At 60.7% G+C, this 15,518-nt stretch carries 12 protein-coding genes; 6 read left to right on the forward strand and 6 right to left on the reverse strand.

Going from position 1 to position 15,518, the window contains the following annotated elements; all coding sequences use genetic code 11:
- Positions 1 to 22 precede the first annotated feature (22 nt).
- Positions 23 to 1,261, forward strand: coding sequence for an OpgC family protein (locus FHT75_RS24610; protein WP_063473844.1), 1,239 nt, complete (start codon positions 23 to 25; stop codon positions 1,259 to 1,261).
- A 49-nt stretch (positions 1,262 to 1,310) separates the two neighbouring features.
- Here the strand turns inward: FHT75_RS24610 and FHT75_RS24615 are convergent, their stop codons facing one another.
- Together FHT75_RS24615 and FHT75_RS24620 are read right to left on the reverse strand one after the other, a co-directional pair.
- Positions 1,311 to 1,664 carry a VOC family protein gene (locus FHT75_RS24615; protein WP_028757673.1) on the reverse strand — a complete coding sequence of 118 codons (354 nt, stop codon included), beginning with the start codon at positions 1,662 to 1,664 and terminating at the stop codon, positions 1,311 to 1,313.
- 405 nt (positions 1,665 to 2,069) lie between these two features.
- Complete coding sequence (locus FHT75_RS24620; protein WP_028757674.1) at positions 2,070 to 3,833, reverse strand: glucan ABC transporter ATP-binding protein/ permease; 1,764 nt, start codon at positions 3,831 to 3,833, stop codon at positions 2,070 to 2,072.
- Positions 3,834 to 4,155: 322 nt separating this feature from the next.
- Between FHT75_RS24620 and FHT75_RS24625 the strand changes: the two genes are divergently transcribed.
- The 3 genes from FHT75_RS24625 to FHT75_RS24635 all read left to right on the forward strand — a co-directional run bounded on the left by FHT75_RS24625 (position 4,156) and on the right by FHT75_RS24635 (position 9,355).
- Positions 4,156 to 4,911 carry a helix-turn-helix transcriptional regulator gene (locus tag FHT75_RS24625; RefSeq protein WP_028756542.1) on the forward strand — a complete coding sequence of 252 codons (756 nt, stop codon included), beginning with the start codon at positions 4,156 to 4,158 and terminating at the stop codon, positions 4,909 to 4,911.
- Between the two features lie 216 nt (positions 4,912 to 5,127).
- Positions 5,128 to 8,592, forward strand: coding sequence for a pyruvate carboxylase (gene pyc, locus FHT75_RS24630; RefSeq protein ID WP_028756541.1), 3,465 nt, complete (start codon positions 5,128 to 5,130; stop codon positions 8,590 to 8,592).
- Positions 8,593 to 8,782: 190 nt separating this feature from the next.
- Positions 8,783 to 9,355: an NADPH-dependent FMN reductase gene (locus tag FHT75_RS24635; protein ID WP_028756540.1), complete on the forward strand. Its 573-nt coding sequence runs from the start codon at positions 8,783 to 8,785 to the stop codon at positions 9,353 to 9,355.
- Between the two features lie 300 nt (positions 9,356 to 9,655).
- Here FHT75_RS24635 and FHT75_RS24640 read toward each other — a convergent pair whose 3' ends face one another.
- From FHT75_RS24640 to FHT75_RS24655, 4 genes are all read right to left on the reverse strand, one after another.
- On the reverse strand, positions 9,656 to 10,417 hold the full coding sequence (locus FHT75_RS24640; RefSeq protein WP_028756539.1) for an amino acid ABC transporter ATP-binding protein: 762 nt from the start codon (positions 10,415 to 10,417) through the stop codon (positions 9,656 to 9,658).
- The gene (locus FHT75_RS24645) at positions 10,414 to 11,094 is read right to left on the reverse strand and encodes an amino acid ABC transporter permease (RefSeq protein ID WP_012759450.1); all 681 of its coding nucleotides are present in this window, start codon (positions 11,092 to 11,094) and stop codon (positions 10,414 to 10,416) included. The genes FHT75_RS24640 and FHT75_RS24645 overlap by 4 nt, the downstream gene beginning before the upstream one ends.
- Before the next feature lie 201 nt (positions 11,095 to 11,295).
- Positions 11,296 to 12,069: an amino acid ABC transporter substrate-binding protein gene (locus tag FHT75_RS24650; protein ID WP_017995516.1), complete on the reverse strand. Its 774-nt coding sequence runs from the start codon at positions 12,067 to 12,069 to the stop codon at positions 11,296 to 11,298.
- 152 nt (positions 12,070 to 12,221) lie between these two features.
- Positions 12,222 to 13,091 (reverse strand): DMT family transporter, encoded by an 870-nt coding sequence (locus tag FHT75_RS24655; protein WP_028756538.1) that lies wholly within the window; start codon positions 13,089 to 13,091, stop codon positions 12,222 to 12,224.
- A 211-nt stretch (positions 13,092 to 13,302) separates the two neighbouring features.
- On the opposite strand from FHT75_RS24655, the gene FHT75_RS24660 reads away from it, so the two are divergent.
- Entirely contained in the window at positions 13,303 to 14,079 is a 777-nt protein-coding gene (locus tag FHT75_RS24660; protein WP_028756537.1) for a DeoR/GlpR family DNA-binding transcription regulator, read from the forward strand.
- A gap of 65 nt (positions 14,080 to 14,144) precedes the next feature.
- On the forward strand, positions 14,145 to 15,335 hold the full coding sequence (locus tag FHT75_RS24665) for an MFS transporter (protein ID WP_028756536.1): 1,191 nt from the start codon (positions 14,145 to 14,147) through the stop codon (positions 15,333 to 15,335).
- Positions 15,336 to 15,518: the final 183 nt, after the last annotated feature.

Consider the following 15,518-nt stretch of genomic DNA (forward strand, 5'->3'; position numbering starts at 1 on the left):
ATCGGATAATAAGGAGAGACCCATGGCAAGCACGCCGTCCGAAGCCATCGTCCCTGGGCGCAGTACTCTATCCGCAGCTGCGCCAGCGCGCGACACAAGGCTCGACGTCCTGCGCGGTGTGGCCCTGATCATGATCTTCATCAATCATGTTCCCGGACAGATTTTCGAATATGTGACGACGAAGAATTTCGGCTTCTCCGATGCCGCCGAGGCCTTTGTGCTGATCTCGGGCATTGCCGTCGGCCTTGCCTATGGGGCTCGCTTTCAGCCGGGGAACCGGCTCAAGGTGGCGATCAAGGCAGCGAAGCGCGCCTTCACGCTCTATCTCGCCCATATGATCACCACCTTCATGACGCTGGCGCTGTTCATCTGCGGTGCCTGGCTGTTCCACCGACCGGGATTGCTGGTCGAAATCAATATCCTGGCGGTTCTGATGAACCTGAAGGAAGGCATTCCGGCTCTGCTCCTGCTCGGCCATCAGATCGGTTACAACAATATCCTGCCGATGTACGGCGCGCTGATGCTGATGGTGCCTATTATCCTCTTCTTGAATGCGCGGAGCCCGTTGCTGGCGCTCGGTGTCTCGGGCACCGTCTGGCTGCTTGCAGGGATCTACGAGGTGGCGCCGCACAACATGCTCATCGAGGGCTACTGGTTCCTCAATCCGCTCTCCTGGCAGTTCCTGTTTTCGATCGGCATCGTCTCGATGCTGCATATCAAGCGCGGCGGCACGATCCCGCGGCATCCGCTGCTGCTGGCTGCCGCTGCCGCTTACGTCTTACTGTCCTTCGTCTGGGTGACGGGCCATCTCTGGATTTTCGGCAACTCGCTGGCCGCACTTGGCCTGCCGACCGTTATCACCGGTTTCGACAAGACGTTCCTGTCGCTGCCGCGGCTGCTGCATGTGCTGGCGCTGACCTATCTCGTCATCAGCATCCCGGCGCTCTCGCGGATCCTGCGCCGTTCTGCGGATCATCCGCTGACGATCCTCGGGCGCCATTCGCTGAACATCTTCGTCGCCGGCACGATCCTCGCCATGATCGGCCAGGTGGTGCTCTACCTCACCAACAAGGACCCGCTGGTCGGCCCGCTCTTCGTGATATCAGGGGTCGCGATACAATTCGCCTATGCATATTATCTCGAGCGTAAGCGCCAGCAGGGCAAGGTCAAAGGAAAACGCGTCACCGATACCGCCACCATCCCGGTTCCCGTCCGTATCGGCGGAACGGTCAATGCCTATCGCCGGAACGATCGGAAATAGGGTTCGGATTTTTGTCGGATGAAGGAGCCGGTGGCCGATGGCCGCCGGCTCATTTTTTATGAACGAGGATGTTCACCAACTTTCCCAGGGGATCGCGCACATAGAATCGCCTGACGCTCCAGGGCTCATCAACTGGGCCGTACTCGATCGGGAAGCCTGAGGCCGACATGGCCTCGAAAGCAGCATCCAGGTCGTCGACCTCGATCGAGAGGTCGGGCACCGGTGTTCCGGAACCGCCCTCACTGGCAATGCTGAGCTGAACGCTCATCGAGCGCGATGCGCCGAACGTCGTGATCCAGCCGTGATCCATGATGACGTCGAGACCGAGGATATCCTGATAGAAACGCCGGGCCGGCGTGATGTCGGGAGCTTGGATATTGGCGACGATGCGCAGGACCTTCATGGCTTTTCTCCCTATGCTCGTTGACTGACGAAGGTTAGGGAAGATCGGCGGGGTGATCAATCTGTCCGGTCGCATCTGGCTTAAACCGGAGACGTTGTGGCGTGGGATACCCCCCTCTGCCCTGCTGGGCATCTCCCCCACAGGTGGGGAGGTTGGCTGGGCTCACCGGCTTCCCCAAACAATGAGCGTCCAGCATGGCGAAACGGCAGATGGACAGGAAGGTCAAGCTGCTTGTGATCTCCCCACCTGCGGGGGTCCGAAGAACGGGTCGAGACCCGTGGCTCGACCCCGGGCCCGGCAGGGCAGAGGGGGGCCACACGGTAAGACGTCGCTCCCAGGGCTCAAAGCAAACAAAAAGGCCGGAAGGGAGCTACCCTTCCGGCCTTTATCTTGAAACCGAACCGATCAGGCGGCTTCGGTGGCGTGGGCCTTGCGGACCTCTTCGTCCGTCAGGATGCCGCTGGCGCGCAGCAGGGCGGCGAAGCGGCCGTTGCTGTGGCTGAGTTCGTCGAAGCTGCCCTGTTCGACGACGCGGCCGTCATCCAGGAAGAGCACCATATCGGCTTCGCGAACCGTCGACAGGCGGTGGGCGATGATGAAGGTGGTGCGGTTCTGGCGCAGATTGTCGATCGCGGCCTTGACGCGGGCTTCGGTCTCGACATCGAGCGCCGAGGTCGCTTCGTCGAGCACCAGGATCGGGGCGTCCTTGAGGATGGCGCGGGCGATCGCGATGCGCTGGCGCTCGCCGCCGGAGAGCTTGTTGCCGCGTTCACCGACATGCGTATCGTAGCGATCCTCACGGGTCTCGATGAAGTCGGCGGCGGCGGCGGCTTCGGCCGCACGGCGCATTTCCTCTTCGCTGGCGCCCTCGCGGCCGAGGCGGATATTGTCGCTGATCGAACGGTTCAGCAGGCCCGCATCCTGGAAGACGGTGGCGATGTGGCGACGCAGCGACTTGCGGGTCACCTTGGTGATATCGGTGCCGTCGACGAGGATCTTGCCGCCCTGGGCATCGTAGACACGCTGCAGCAGGTTGACGAGCGTCGTCTTGCCGGCGCCGGTCGGGCCGACGATCGCGACCGTCTGGCCTGCCTTCACCGAGAAGGAGACATTGTGCAGGCCCTGCGAGCTGTTGCCGAAGCCGAAGGAGACGTCGCGGAATTCAATCGCACCCTTGACGTCCTTGATCTCGCCGTTGCCAGCCGGCTCTTCACGTTCACGTACCGAGTCTTCCAGCGTATAGAAGTCCTCGAGCTTGGAGCGAGCCTCGAAAATCTGCGTGGCGAACTGGCGCATCAGGTCGAGGCGGCCGATCAGCAGGTTGGCGAAGCCGATGAAGGCGATGACGTCGCCGACGCGCAGCTGGCCGGCCTGGACGAGCATGGTGCCGATGATCAGGACCACCATCATCGCGATGGTCGAAGCCATGCGGTTCAGCGCGCTGGCGATCGCCCACCAGTCGAGCACCGGATACTGGGCTTCGAGCAGACGGTCGGCGAAAGATTTCAGCGCTCGGGTTTCAGCCTCGATGCGGTTGTAGCTGTGCAGGACCGAAACGTTGCTGATCGAGTCGCTGACATGCGAGAAGACGGTGTGATAATGGTTCTCGACCGAAGCCTGGCCGTCCTTGGTGCGGCTCATGACGACGCGGCCGATCAGCCAGTAGGCGATGGCGAGCACCATGAGCACGGCGGAAAGGCGCAAGTCCATCGACATTGCGGTCGGCACCAGAAGGGTAAGCGCGATAACCGTCGACAGGTGGTTGCGCATGAATTCCAGCCAGAGGCCGAACAGCGTTTCGCAGGCACGCAGCAATGTATGCAGCGCGTTGGAGGTGCCGCGCTGGTGGTGCCAGCCAAGCGGCATGGAGATGATGCGGCCGAAGGCTTCCGTCAGCAGCGTTGCCCGGCGTCCATGCGCCAGCCTGTCGGCCTCGCGGGCCACCAGGACGAAGGCGATGGTGTTGAAGACCGCGAAAGTCGCCCACATGAAGAGGATAGGCTTGACCTCTCCCTTGCCGGAAATCGCATCGATGATGCGACCGAACAGGATCGGCTCCGCAATGGTGATCGTCGCCAGAACAATGTTTGCGATAACGACCAGGGATACGCGCAGCTTGTAGGCGCCAAGATAGCGCAGAGCTCTTGCATAGACCTTGAATAGCGTCACGTCGAACCTCTTGTGCATCTGCGAAAACGGGATGATGCGATGCTACAAAAGGCTACCTGAACCGGCGATTAACGGAGCATTCAGGCATCGATCGTCGCGACGATTAAACCCGATCATACTATCGCAGGATGCGACGAGATGGCTATGGCGCTGAAATTGCTGCATGAACATATCTCGCAACAATTTGCGCTTGCATTTTATTAAATGTTTAGCACAGCATTAAATTAGTGACTGCATTTTTTGAAGAAGACCGTTTCGCGACCAATTTGAAAAGCCGCCGACGGCCTCGATGCGGGCGTCAAGTCCGGGCAAGGGGCATTTTGTGAATATTAATTCGTTAATTCAATTGCTTATAATTCTGGAAGAATGTTCAAATCCTGAGGTCGTCGTCACCGAGTTGGAGCAGGGCATCCACGGCTGCGGCTTCGACTATTACGGCCTGCTGCGCCATGTGCCGCAGAATCCGGCGCAGCCGAATCCGGAACCCTGGGCTGCGGCGCTTGCCGGCCGCTGGCCGGAACAATGGCCGCAGATATATACCGCGAAAAAATATGTGCTGATCGATCCGATGGTGCGTTATCTCGCCCATGCCCAGCGGCCTTTCCGCTGGCGAGACAGCATGGCGGCGTTCAGCAAGGATGGGCAGCAACGCCGTATGGAGCAGATGATGGTCGATGCCTTCGGCCATGGACTGGAAGATGGCTACATCTTTCCGATCCACGGACGAAACGGCATTCTCGGCAGCCTCAATCTCGCCGGCAAGCCGATCGAGCTGTCACCGGTGGAGATCGCACTGTTCGAGGCGGTGGCGCGCAAGGCCTTCTGGCGGTTGCTCGACCTGAAAGGCGAAGTGCAGGCGCTGGAGACCGTGCTGCCGGCCGAGACGCCGCTGACCCGACGCGAGATGGAAATCCTGCACTATCTCGCCGAAGGCATGACCTCGATGGAGATCAGCAAGATGCTGAAGATCTCAAACCATACCGTCGATTGGTATATGAATGGCCTGCAGGACAAGCTGAAGGCGAAAAACAGGCAGCAAGTGGTGGCGCTTGCCTTCCGCCATGGCCTGATAAGCTGACGCATGTCGTCCAAAACGGGGCAGCGGCTTTGGACAACGACATGCATGATCATAAGATAAGCGCGTCAAATGACGCGAGTCCGATGCTATGCGCTTCAGAATGGCGAGAAAGTGCATTTCGCAGTCGCAAGAGAAATTGAACTTCCTGTGACAAGAAGTTAAGAATTTTCTTCGCGGGTGCAGCATGCCCGCGTCTGAACGTCTGAGGAGACCGTTTTGCCCATTTCCAAGATTCTCGTTGCCAACCGCTCCGAAATTGCCATTCGCGTGTTCCGCGCGGCCAACGAACTTGGAATAAAAACGGTGGCCATCTGGGCGGAAGAGGACAAGCTGGCACTGCACCGCTTCAAGGCGGACGAGAGCTATCAGGTCGGCCGCGGCCCGCATCTCGCCAAGGATATGGGTCCGATCGAGAGCTATCTCTCGATCGAGGAGGTGATCCGCGTCGCCAAGCTTTCGGGCGCGGACGCGATCCATCCCGGCTACGGCCTGCTGTCGGAAAGCCCCGAATTCGTTGATGCCTGCAACAAGGCCGGCATCATTTTCATCGGCCCGAAGGCCGATACGATGCGCCAGCTCGGCAACAAGGTTGCAGCGCGCAACCTGGCGATCTCGGTCGGCGTGCCTGTGGTGCCGGCCACCGGCCCCTTGCCCGAGGATATGGCCGAAGTGGCCAAGATGGCCGAGGAGATCGGCTATCCCGTCATGCTCAAGGCTTCCTGGGGCGGCGGCGGGCGCGGCATGCGCGCCATCCGCGATCCGAAGGACCTTGCCCGCGAAGTGACGGAGGCCAAACGCGAGGCGATGGCCGCCTTCGGCAAGGACGAGGTCTATCTGGAAAAGCTCGTCGAGCGCGCCCGCCATGTGGAAAGCCAGGTTCTCGGCGATACGCACGGCAATGTCGTGCATCTCTTCGAGCGTGACTGCTCGATCCAGCGCCGTAACCAGAAGGTCGTCGAGCGCGCACCGGCCCCCTACCTCTCGGAAGCGCAGCGCCAGGAGCTTGCCGCCTATTCGTTGAAGATTGCGGCGGCGACCAATTATATCGGCGCCGGCACCGTCGAATACCTGATGGATGCCGATACCGGCAAATTCTACTTCATCGAAGTCAATCCGCGTATCCAGGTCGAGCATACGGTGACCGAAGTCGTCACCGGCATCGACATCGTCAAGGCGCAGATCCACATCCTCGACGGCTTTGCAATCGGCACGCCGGAATCGGGCGTGCCCGGGCAGAAGGATATCCGTCTCAACGGCCATGCGCTGCAGTGCCGCATCACCACGGAAGATCCGGAGCACAATTTCATTCCGGATTACGGTCGGATCACCGCCTATCGCTCGGCCTCCGGTTTCGGCATCCGGCTCGACGGCGGCACCTCCTATTCCGGCGCCATCATCACCCGCTTTTACGATCCGCTTCTCGTCAAGGTCACGGCATGGGCGCCAAATCCATCCGAAGCGATTTCCCGCATGGACCGGGCGCTGCGCGAATTCCGCATTCGCGGCGTCGCCACCAACCTGACCTTCCTCGAAGCGATCATCGGCCATCCGAAGTTCCGGGATAACAGCTACACGACCCGCTTCATCGATACGACGCCGGAGCTTTTCCAGCAGGTCAAGCGCCAGGATCGCGCCACGAAGCTGCTCACCTATCTCGCCGACGTCACCGTCAATGGCCATCCCGAGGCCAAGGACCGGCCGCGGCCGCTTGATAACGCGGCCGAACCGGTGGTTCCCTATGCCAACGGCAATACGGTCAAGGACGGTACCAAGCAGCTCCTCGACACGCTCGGCCCGAAGAAATTCGGCGAATGGATGCGCAACGAAAAGCGCGTACTCTTGACCGACACGACGATGCGCGACGGCCATCAGTCGCTGCTCGCCACCCGCATGCGCACCTATGACATCGCCCGCATCGCCGGCACCTATGCGCATGCGCTGCCGAATCTTTTGTCGCTCGAATGCTGGGGCGGCGCGACCTTCGACGTTTCCATGCGCTTTCTGACCGAGGATCCGTGGGAGCGCCTGGCACTGATCCGCGAGGGGGCGCCGAACCTTCTGCTGCAGATGCTGCTGCGCGGCGCCAACGGCGTCGGCTACACCAATTATCCCGACAATGTCGTCAAGTATTTCGTTCGCCAGGCGGCCAAGGGCGGCATCGATCTCTTCCGCGTCTTCGACTGCCTCAACTGGGTCGAGAACATGCGCGTCTCGATGGATGCCATTGCCGAGGAGAACAAGCTCTGCGAGGCGGCGATCTGCTATACCGGCGATATCCTGAACTCGGCCCGTCCAAAATATGATCTGAAATACTATACCGACCTTGCGGTCGAGCTCGAAAAGGCCGGCGCTCACATCATCGCGCTCAAGGATATGGCGGGCCTGCTCAAGCCCGCGGCTGCCAAGGTTCTGTTCAAGGCGCTGCGTGAGGCGACCGGCCTGCCGATCCATTTCCACACGCATGATACATCGGGTATTGCGGCTGCGACCGTCCTTGCCGCCGTCGATGCCGGTGTCGATGCCGTCGATGCGGCCATGGATGCGCTTTCCGGCAATACTTCGCAGCCCTGTCTCGGTTCGATCGTCGAGGCGCTGCGCGGTACGGAGCGCGATCCGGGCCTCGATCCGGAATGGATCCGCCGTATCTCCTTCTATTGGGAAGCGGCGCGCAACCAGTATGCGGCCTTCGAAAGCGATCTGAAGGGTCCGGCATCCGAAGTCTATCTGCACGAAATGCCGGGCGGCCAGTTCACCAACCTCAAGGAACAGGCTCGCTCGCTCGGCCTCGAGACCCGCTGGCATCAGGTGGCGCAGGCCTATGCCGACGCCAACCAGATGTTCGGCGATATCGTCAAGGTGACGCCGTCTTCCAAGGTCGTCGGCGACATGGCGCTGATGATGGTTTCGCAGGACCTGACGGTCGCCGATGTCGTCAGCCCCGACAAGGAAGTCTCCTTCCCGGAATCGGTCGTATCGATGCTGAAGGGTGATCTCGGTCAGCCGCCGTCTGGATGGCCCGAAGCGCTGCAGAAGAAGGCGTTGAAGGGTGACAAGCCCTATACCGTGCGCCCCGGCTCGCTGCTCAAGGAGGCCGATCTCGATGCCGAGCGTAAAGTCATCGAGACGAAACTCGAGCGAGAGATCAGCGACTTCGAGTTTGCCTCCTATCTGATGTATCCGAAGGTCTTCACCGACTTCGCGCTCGCCTCCGACACCTACGGCCCGGTCTCGGTGCTGCCGACGCCGGCCTATTTCTACGGTCTCAAGGATGGCGAGGAACTGTTTGCCGATATCGAACGCGGCAAGACGCTCGTCATCGTCAACCAGGCGATGAGCGCGACGGACAGCCAGGGCATGGTGACCATCTTCTTCGAGCTCAACGGCCAGCCGCGCCGCATCAAGGTGCCGGACCGGGCTCATGGGGCGACGGGTGCCGCCGTCCGCCGCAAGGCCGAGCCGGGCAATGCCATCCATGTCGGTGCGCCGATGCCGGGTGTCATCAGCCGTGTCTTCGTCTCGCCCGGCCAGGTCGTCAATGCCGGCGACGTGCTCGTCTCCATCGAGGCGATGAAGATGGAAACGGCGCTGCACGCGGAAAAGGATGGCACGATTTCCGAGGTGCTGGTGCGCGCCGGCGATCAGATCGACGCCAAGGACCTGCTCGTCGTCTACGCCGGCTGAGCAGGCGGGGTCGATGTTTCCGAAGGGTTGCATTCGGCCATGCTACCGATCACCCGATTGTGTACGGTCGGGCTGTTAAAAAGCTGATTTTGTGAAAAGTGAGCGGCCTCCTTGCCTTGCCCGGCGAGGAGGCTTTCTCATAGATTGGCACGCTCACCACCCGCCCCCAAGACCCATCAGGAAATCGTCTATGAGCAAGTTGAAGATTGCCGTCATTGTCGGCAGCACGCGTATTGGCCGTTTTGCCCAGCATCCGGCCAAGTGGATCGCAGATTTCGCCAGCCAGCGCTCTGATCTCGAAGTCGAAGTTCTCGACCTTCTCGACTACCCCATGCATTTCTTCGGGGAAGAGCGCGCCACCACGGCGGAAAGCGAAACCGCAGAGAACTGGAAGAAGAAGCTGCGCGAGTTCGACGGCTTCATTTTTACCGCCGCCGAATATAACCATGCGCCGACCGCGGTTCTGAAGAACGCGATCGATCTCGGCGAATTCATTCAGAAGCCGGTCGGTTTCGTCGGTTACGGCGGCGTCGGCGGCGCACGTGCGGTCGAGCAGCTTCGCCTGATCTTCGTCGAAATGAGCGCAGCGTCCGTCAAGACCGCCGTCCACATCGCGTTCAGCGAATATCTTGCGGTTCTCAAGGAAGGCAAGAGCCTCGGTGATTACGCCCATCTCAATGAGGCCGCCAAGAACATGCTCGATCAGCTCACCTGGTGGGGCAATGCGCTGAAGGCCGCGCGCGCCGTCGTTACGGCCTCCTGATTGCAGCGAGCAATGCCGGGATGTTCGCATCCCGGCACCAGAGCCTTTCCCGGTTGGATTGCAGCATTCTGCCGGCGCAAAGATGCCCGGCCCACCGGCCGCACTGCTTCACTATGCGAAGCAATAGGTGCGTCCGGCGCTTCTAAAGTCTTGCAGATTTGCAAGGCAAATCTGCGGGAGGGTTGGCTGAAACGGGCCGGCTTGGCCGTAGAGCCGGGCTACGACGCGCGCCGGCCGGTCGACCATCCGACTCCGTTTGAGCCAACAGAATGCTGCAATCTAAATCGGAAAGGCTCTAGCTCAGATATCGTAAGTATTGGCGGCGTTGATCGTCGAGATGAAGCGCTTGGTGCGCTCGCGCTCCGGCGTATTGAAGATCGCCCTGGCGCTGCCCGTTTCCACCACGCTTCCGGCTTCCAGGAAAACGACGTCATTGGCGATCTTCGAGGCGAGCCGGAGATCATGGGTCGCCATCACCATCGTCGTGCCTTCGCTGGCAAGCTTGCCAAGCACATCGACCACCTCGGCCGAAAGTTCGGGATCGAGCGCGGATGTCGGCTCGTCGCAAAGAAGCACGCGCGGCGATGGCGCCAGTGCCCGGGCAATTGCGACGCGCTGCTGCTGGCCACCCGATAGTGTCGAAGGCCAGGCGTCGGCCTTGTGGGTCATGCCGACCTTGGTCAGCAATTCCATTGCGCGTTCGCGGGCCTTTTCCCTCGGCCATCTCAGCACCGTCACCAGACCTTCCATGACATTCTCGATCGCGGTCTGATGCGGGAAGAGCTGGAAGTTCTGGAAGACCATGCCGGTCTGGCGGCGGATCTTCTGGATCGCCTGCCAGCTCGTTCGTTTGTCCGGGGTAAAGGCCAGCGTTTCCTCTCCCAGGCGGATCGCGCCTGCTGTCGGAATTTCGAGCAGGTTGATGCAGCGCAGCAGCGTGCTCTTGCCGCCGCCGGAAGGTCCGACCAGCGCGGTGACGCTGCCTTCGGGGATGCGGATGCTGATATCCTTCAGGATGACCGCATCGCCGAAGCGCTTTTCGATGTTGGAAAGCTCGATCATGCATTTGCCTCCAGCATACCGCCATAACGCGCGAAGCGGCGTTCCAGCCGCACTTGCAGCTGCGAGAGGACGGAGCTCAGGACGAGATAGATCAGCGCCGCCTCGATATAGAGGATCAACGGCTCATAAGTGGTGGCGACGATGCGCTGCGCCGCCTGGAAGAGTTCCGGCACGGTGATGGCGGCGGCAAGCGAAGTGTCTTTGACCAGCGAGATGAAAGTATTCGACAAAGGCGGCACGGCGACACGGGCGGCCTGCGGCAGGATGGTGCGGCTCATCGCCTGGCGCCAGCTCATGCCGATCGAATAGGCAGCTTCCCACTGGCCTTTCGGCACCGAGGAAATGACGGCGCGGATGATCTCGGAGCTATAGGCGCCGATATTCAGGGTGAAGCCGATGAGGGCGGCCGGGAAGGCATCGAGCAGGATGCCGAGGCTCGGCAGGCCGTAGAAGATGACAAAGAGCTGAACGAGCAGCGGCGTGCCGCGGATGACCCAGACATAGAAGCGCGCGACGGCGGAGAGCGGCATCGGCCCGAAGAGTCGGGCGATCGCGGTGGCGAGCCCGAGGGCCAGGCCAAAGACGAAGGAGAGCAGGGTCAGCGGAATCGTGAAGATCAGCCCCGCCCACAGGAGCGAAGGCAGCGATTCCGCCATCAGTTGGAGCCAGTGCGCCAAGGGAATTCCTTCTGGTCGGTTGGTGCGTCGAAGTGGAATACCCCTCCCCAACCCCTCCCCACAAGGGGGAGGGGCTTATCGGGGCCTTCGGCGCGCCAAATAGCGACCGTACTGTGGCGGGGAGGCTGTTCTGAGATGAGGCGGCGCGGCATCGAACCCCCTTGCCCTTGTGGGGGCGGGGGTTCTTTTCTTGAACGAAGCTTACTTGGAAACGTCCTGGCCGAAATACTTGTCGGCGATCTTCTTATAGGTGCCGTCGGCCTTGATGTCGGCAAGCGCCTTGTTGATTTCGGCGAGAAGCTCCGGCTCGTTCTTGCGGATGATGACGCCGGAGTAGTCGGCATTTTCCTGTTCGGCGACGATCTTCACCGGCGCGTCCGGCTTGTGCTTCTTGAAATCGAGGAAGGAGAGGCTGTCGTTGATCGTGGCGTCGGCGCGCTTGGTCAGCACGAGCTGGATCGACTGATCGAAACCGTCGGTGCCGACGAGTTCGGCGCCGGCTTCGGTGGCGAGCTTGCCGAAGTTGCTGGTCAGTGATTGGGCGGCCTTCTTGCCCTTCAGATCGGCGAAGGACTTGATGCTGTCATCGCCGTCACGGGCGATCAGCACGGCCTTGGAGGCAATATAGGGCTCGGAGAAATCATATTTCTGCTTGCGGGTTTCGGTGATGCCGACCTGATTGATGACGGTGTCGTAGCGCTTGGCATCGAGGCCGGCGATCAGGCCGTCCCACTTGCCTTCGACGAACTCGGCCTTGACGCCGAGCTTGGCGGCGATCGCTTCGCCGATCTCGACATCGAAGCCGACGAGCTTGCCGCTTTCGTCATGATAGGTGAAGGGCGCATAGGTGCCTTCGGTACCGATCTTGAAGACGCCGGCCGATTTGATGGCGGCGAGGTTCTCGCCGGCATGGGCAGGCAGGAGGGCCGCAGCCTGAATGAGGGCGGCAGCGGCGACGGTTTTCAACCAGTTCATTGTTTTATCCATCCTTGGGAGGTTGTCATCGGATGGGGATACTTTGCAGAAAATTATGGCGCCGGAAGCGTAGAAAACTGCGAATAAAAGCAGCAACTGCAAATAATTTTCTCAAGCGGCCGTTCCAACCATGAATCCTGCGGAAACAGGCATCATGCTCCGGCCCGGCGGCGCAGCCTTTCGCTGACGATGATGATCAATCCGGCGCTGAGGATCAGGGCCGCGCCGACGACCACATTGTGCGTCGGGATGTCGGCCCAGATCAGATAGCCCAGGAGGAAGGCCCAGACGAGAGAGCTGTATTCGAATGGTGCAAGCACGGAGACGGGCGCCTGGCGCATGCCTTCGAAAAGGGCGAACTGGGCGCAGCCGGCAACGATGCCTGTGGCAATGAGCAGCGCGAGCTGCGTCATATCGGGGGTCTGCCAGGTGTAGAGAACGGCAAGGCCGGTCAGGGCAAGAAAAAAGACGTTGGAAACGGTGAGCTGCACGATGGTCTTTTCGTGCAGCGACGTCTTGCGCAGCAGCACCATGGCGGATGCCCAGAGGACGGCCGCCTGCAGCGCAAGATAGACCGGCCAGGAAATGGTGAGGCCGACCGGATTGCAGGCGATCAAGACACCGACGAAACCGACGCCGACGGCCAGCCAGCGCGCCGGCGTGACCTCTTCCTTCAGGATGACCCATGCGAGCAGGGTACCGACGACAGGTGCGGCGTAATAAAGCGTCGTCACTTCGGCAAGCTGCAGGCGGCTTGCCGCGGAATAATAGGAAAGCCAGGCACAAAGAAGAAGGATGCTGCGGGCGATCATCGGCTTGACGATCGGCGATGTGATCGTTTGGCGAACGAGTTTGCCGCGACCATAGGCGAGACAACCGAGGAAGATCGTGAGGCTGCGGAAAAACAGGATCTGCCAGACGGGAATGCTTGAAGTCAGGATCTTGATGATCGCGTCATGGAAGGTAAACGCCATATAGGCGACGGTCGTGAGCAGGATGCCCAGGCTGACGGAGTTTTTCACAGGAAGACGCACCAGATGGCGGATATGCCGGAGGGAATCGGGAATGATGAATCGATATTCCTGCCTCTTAGACCGGTCAATAGGACATATTTCGCTCTGGTAGTGACTTTGTTTCAAAACGTCAGAAAACGTGTAGCAATGCGTATTGCCTGCACGATCATAAGTGTTTATGCACGTTTCTAGATTTGTGAGATGTCGATCCGGTAGGAACATGCAGGATTTTCTATTACGCGAGCGTCAAGGGGTGATTTCCGAGAGGTTGCGGATGAATGGCCGCGTGCTGGCGGCGGAACTTGCGCTCGAATTCGGCGTCTCCGAGGATACGGTGCGGCGCGATCTGCGCGAGATGGCGGCCGCGGGGCTCTGCGAGCGGGTCTATGGCGGCGCATTGCCGGTCTCGCCGGCGCATGGAAGCCTGACGCAGCGCATCGGCTTTGCCGCCGACCGGAAACAGGCGCTGGCGCGCGCTGCGGCACAGCAGATCGCCGCCGGTTCGACCGTGTTCTTCGATGCCGGCAGCACCAATCTGGCGATTGCCCATGCATTGCCGGCCGATCTTGCGCTGACGGCTGCGACGAATGCGCCGGCGATTGCCGCAGCGCTGATCGACAAGCCTGCCATCAACGTCATCCTGATCGGCGGGATGGTCGATCGGCAGACGGGCGGTGCGCTCGGCGCCAAGGCCCTGCGCGATATGGAGCAGATTTCGCCCGACCTCTGCATTCTCGGCGCCTGCGGCGTCGACCTTGAGGCCGGCATCACGGTGTTCGGTTTCGAGGATGCGGAGTTCAAGCGGTTTGCGACGTCGAGGAGCAAAAGGGTGCTGGTGGCTGCAACCTCGGAGAAATTCGGCACTGCCGCCCCCCATAGTGTCCTGCCGGTTGCCCATTGCGAATGTCTGGTGGTCGAACACGATGCCGATCCGGCAATTCTCGGCCGCTACCGCGAGCGCGGATGCAGGACTGTTATCGCCGAGAAAACGAACTGAGGCGACGTCACAGAGTTTAGGGAAATCGGGCGCTTGCAAGCCCGGCAATGAGGAAAGACCGAGAAATGGACAGTCATGTAAGTGCGCCGGGGGTCCGGAGCGGCTTCGTTACCAGAAGCAGGGCGGCGGTTTCCCTGCTCTTTCTCATGAATGGCTTCGTCGTCGGCTGCTGGGCGCCGAAGATTCCGGACTTTGCCGAGCGTCTGGCGCTGAGCAAGTTCGAGCTTGGGCTGATGATCCTCGTCTTCGGCGTCGGCTCGCTGGTCATGATGCCGATTGCCGGTGCGCAGATTGCCAAGCACGGCTCGCGTATCGTCGTTCAGGTGACGGCTGTCTGCGTGCTGCCGTTGCTGCTGGCATTGACGCTCGCGCCAAATGTGATCACCGGGGCCATCTCGCTCTTCCTGTTCGGCGGCTTCATTGGCGCAATGGATGTGGCGATGAATGCCAATGCGGTGTCGGTCGAGAAATCCATGCGCCGCGCCATCATGTCGTCCTGCCATGCGTTCTGGAGTCTTGGTGGACTGATCGGCTCAGGTCTCGGCGGCATCGTGATTTCCAAGCTCGGTATTCTCGGTCATGCGGAACTGGCGACGGTGCTGGCGGCAATCTTCCTTGCTCTGGCATGGCCGATGATCCTTGCGGACCCGCCGCATCCCGACACCAAGAAGGAAAAGACGAAGCTGCCGATGGTGCCGCTGCCGTGGCTGCTCGGATTGATGGCGCTGTTCAGCATGGTGCCGGAAGGTGCGGTTCTCGACTGGGGCGCGCTCTATCTCCGGCAGGAAATGGATGCATCCGTGGCACTTTCCGGTCTTGGTTTCGCAGCCTTTTCGGCGACCATGGCGATCATGCGCTTTGCCGGCGATCTGGTGCGCGACCGTCTGGGCGGCGTCAAGACGCTGCGCATCTGCACGCTGTTTGCGATCGTCGGCATGCTGCTTGCAGGCTTGGCCCCCAATGCCGAGATCGCTATCCTGGGTTTTGCCTTTTGCGGGATCGGGATTTCCAACATGGTGCCGATCGCTTTCTCGGCGGCGGGCAATATTCCCGGCCTCAAGCCCGGCATCGGCATCTCGGTCGTCACGACCATGGGCTACTCCGGCATGCTGGTCGCACCGTCCTTGATCGGCTTCGTCGCCGAGCATGTCGGCTTCGCTGCGGTCTTCATGGCGCTGCCGGTGCTGCTGCTCGTCGTCCTCCTGTTTTCCAAACTGGCCCATTATGCCGATGGGACCTCCGGAGGCGGCCACTGAACCGCCTCCAACCAAAAGTGATATCGGGGGCGGTTGACAAGAAAGCGGTCATGATCCACCTGAAAGGCGCTGTTTCTAAAGCGCGTCGCAATCTTTCAGATTTGCTTCTCGCGCTTTAGGTCTTTATTTTGCGCATGTCGTGATCGCAAAACCGCTGCATACTTTTGCGCGACATGCTTTAGG

This window comes from Rhizobium sp. BK112 (assembly GCF_014193215.1).
Taxonomy (GTDB): domain Bacteria; phylum Pseudomonadota; class Alphaproteobacteria; order Rhizobiales; family Rhizobiaceae; genus Rhizobium; species Rhizobium anhuiense.

What these genes read in the sequence shown, in the direction of transcription:
- FHT75_RS24610 (WP_063473844.1), top strand. Translation starts at nt 23, where the DNA reads ATGGCAAGCACGCCGTCCGAAGCCATCGTCCCTGGGCGCAGTACTCTA.
- FHT75_RS24635 (WP_028756540.1), top strand. Translation starts at nt 8,783, where the DNA reads ATGAGCAAGTTGAAGATTGCCGTCATTGTCGGCAGCACGCGTATTGGC.
- FHT75_RS24665 (WP_028756536.1), top strand. Translation starts at nt 14,145, where the DNA reads ATGGACAGTCATGTAAGTGCGCCGGGGGTCCGGAGCGGCTTCGTTACC.
- FHT75_RS24650 (WP_017995516.1), bottom strand. Translation starts at nt 12,069, where the DNA reads ATGAACTGGTTGAAAACCGTCGCCGCTGCCGCCCTCATTCAGGCTGCG.
- FHT75_RS24640 (WP_028756539.1), bottom strand. Translation starts at nt 10,417, where the DNA reads ATGATCGAGCTTTCCAACATCGAAAAGCGCTTCGGCGATGCGGTCATC.
- FHT75_RS24615 (WP_028757673.1), bottom strand. Translation starts at nt 1,664, where the DNA reads ATGAAGGTCCTGCGCATCGTCGCCAATATCCAAGCTCCCGACATCACG.
- FHT75_RS24660 (WP_028756537.1), top strand. Translation starts at nt 13,303, where the DNA reads ATGCAGGATTTTCTATTACGCGAGCGTCAAGGGGTGATTTCCGAGAGG.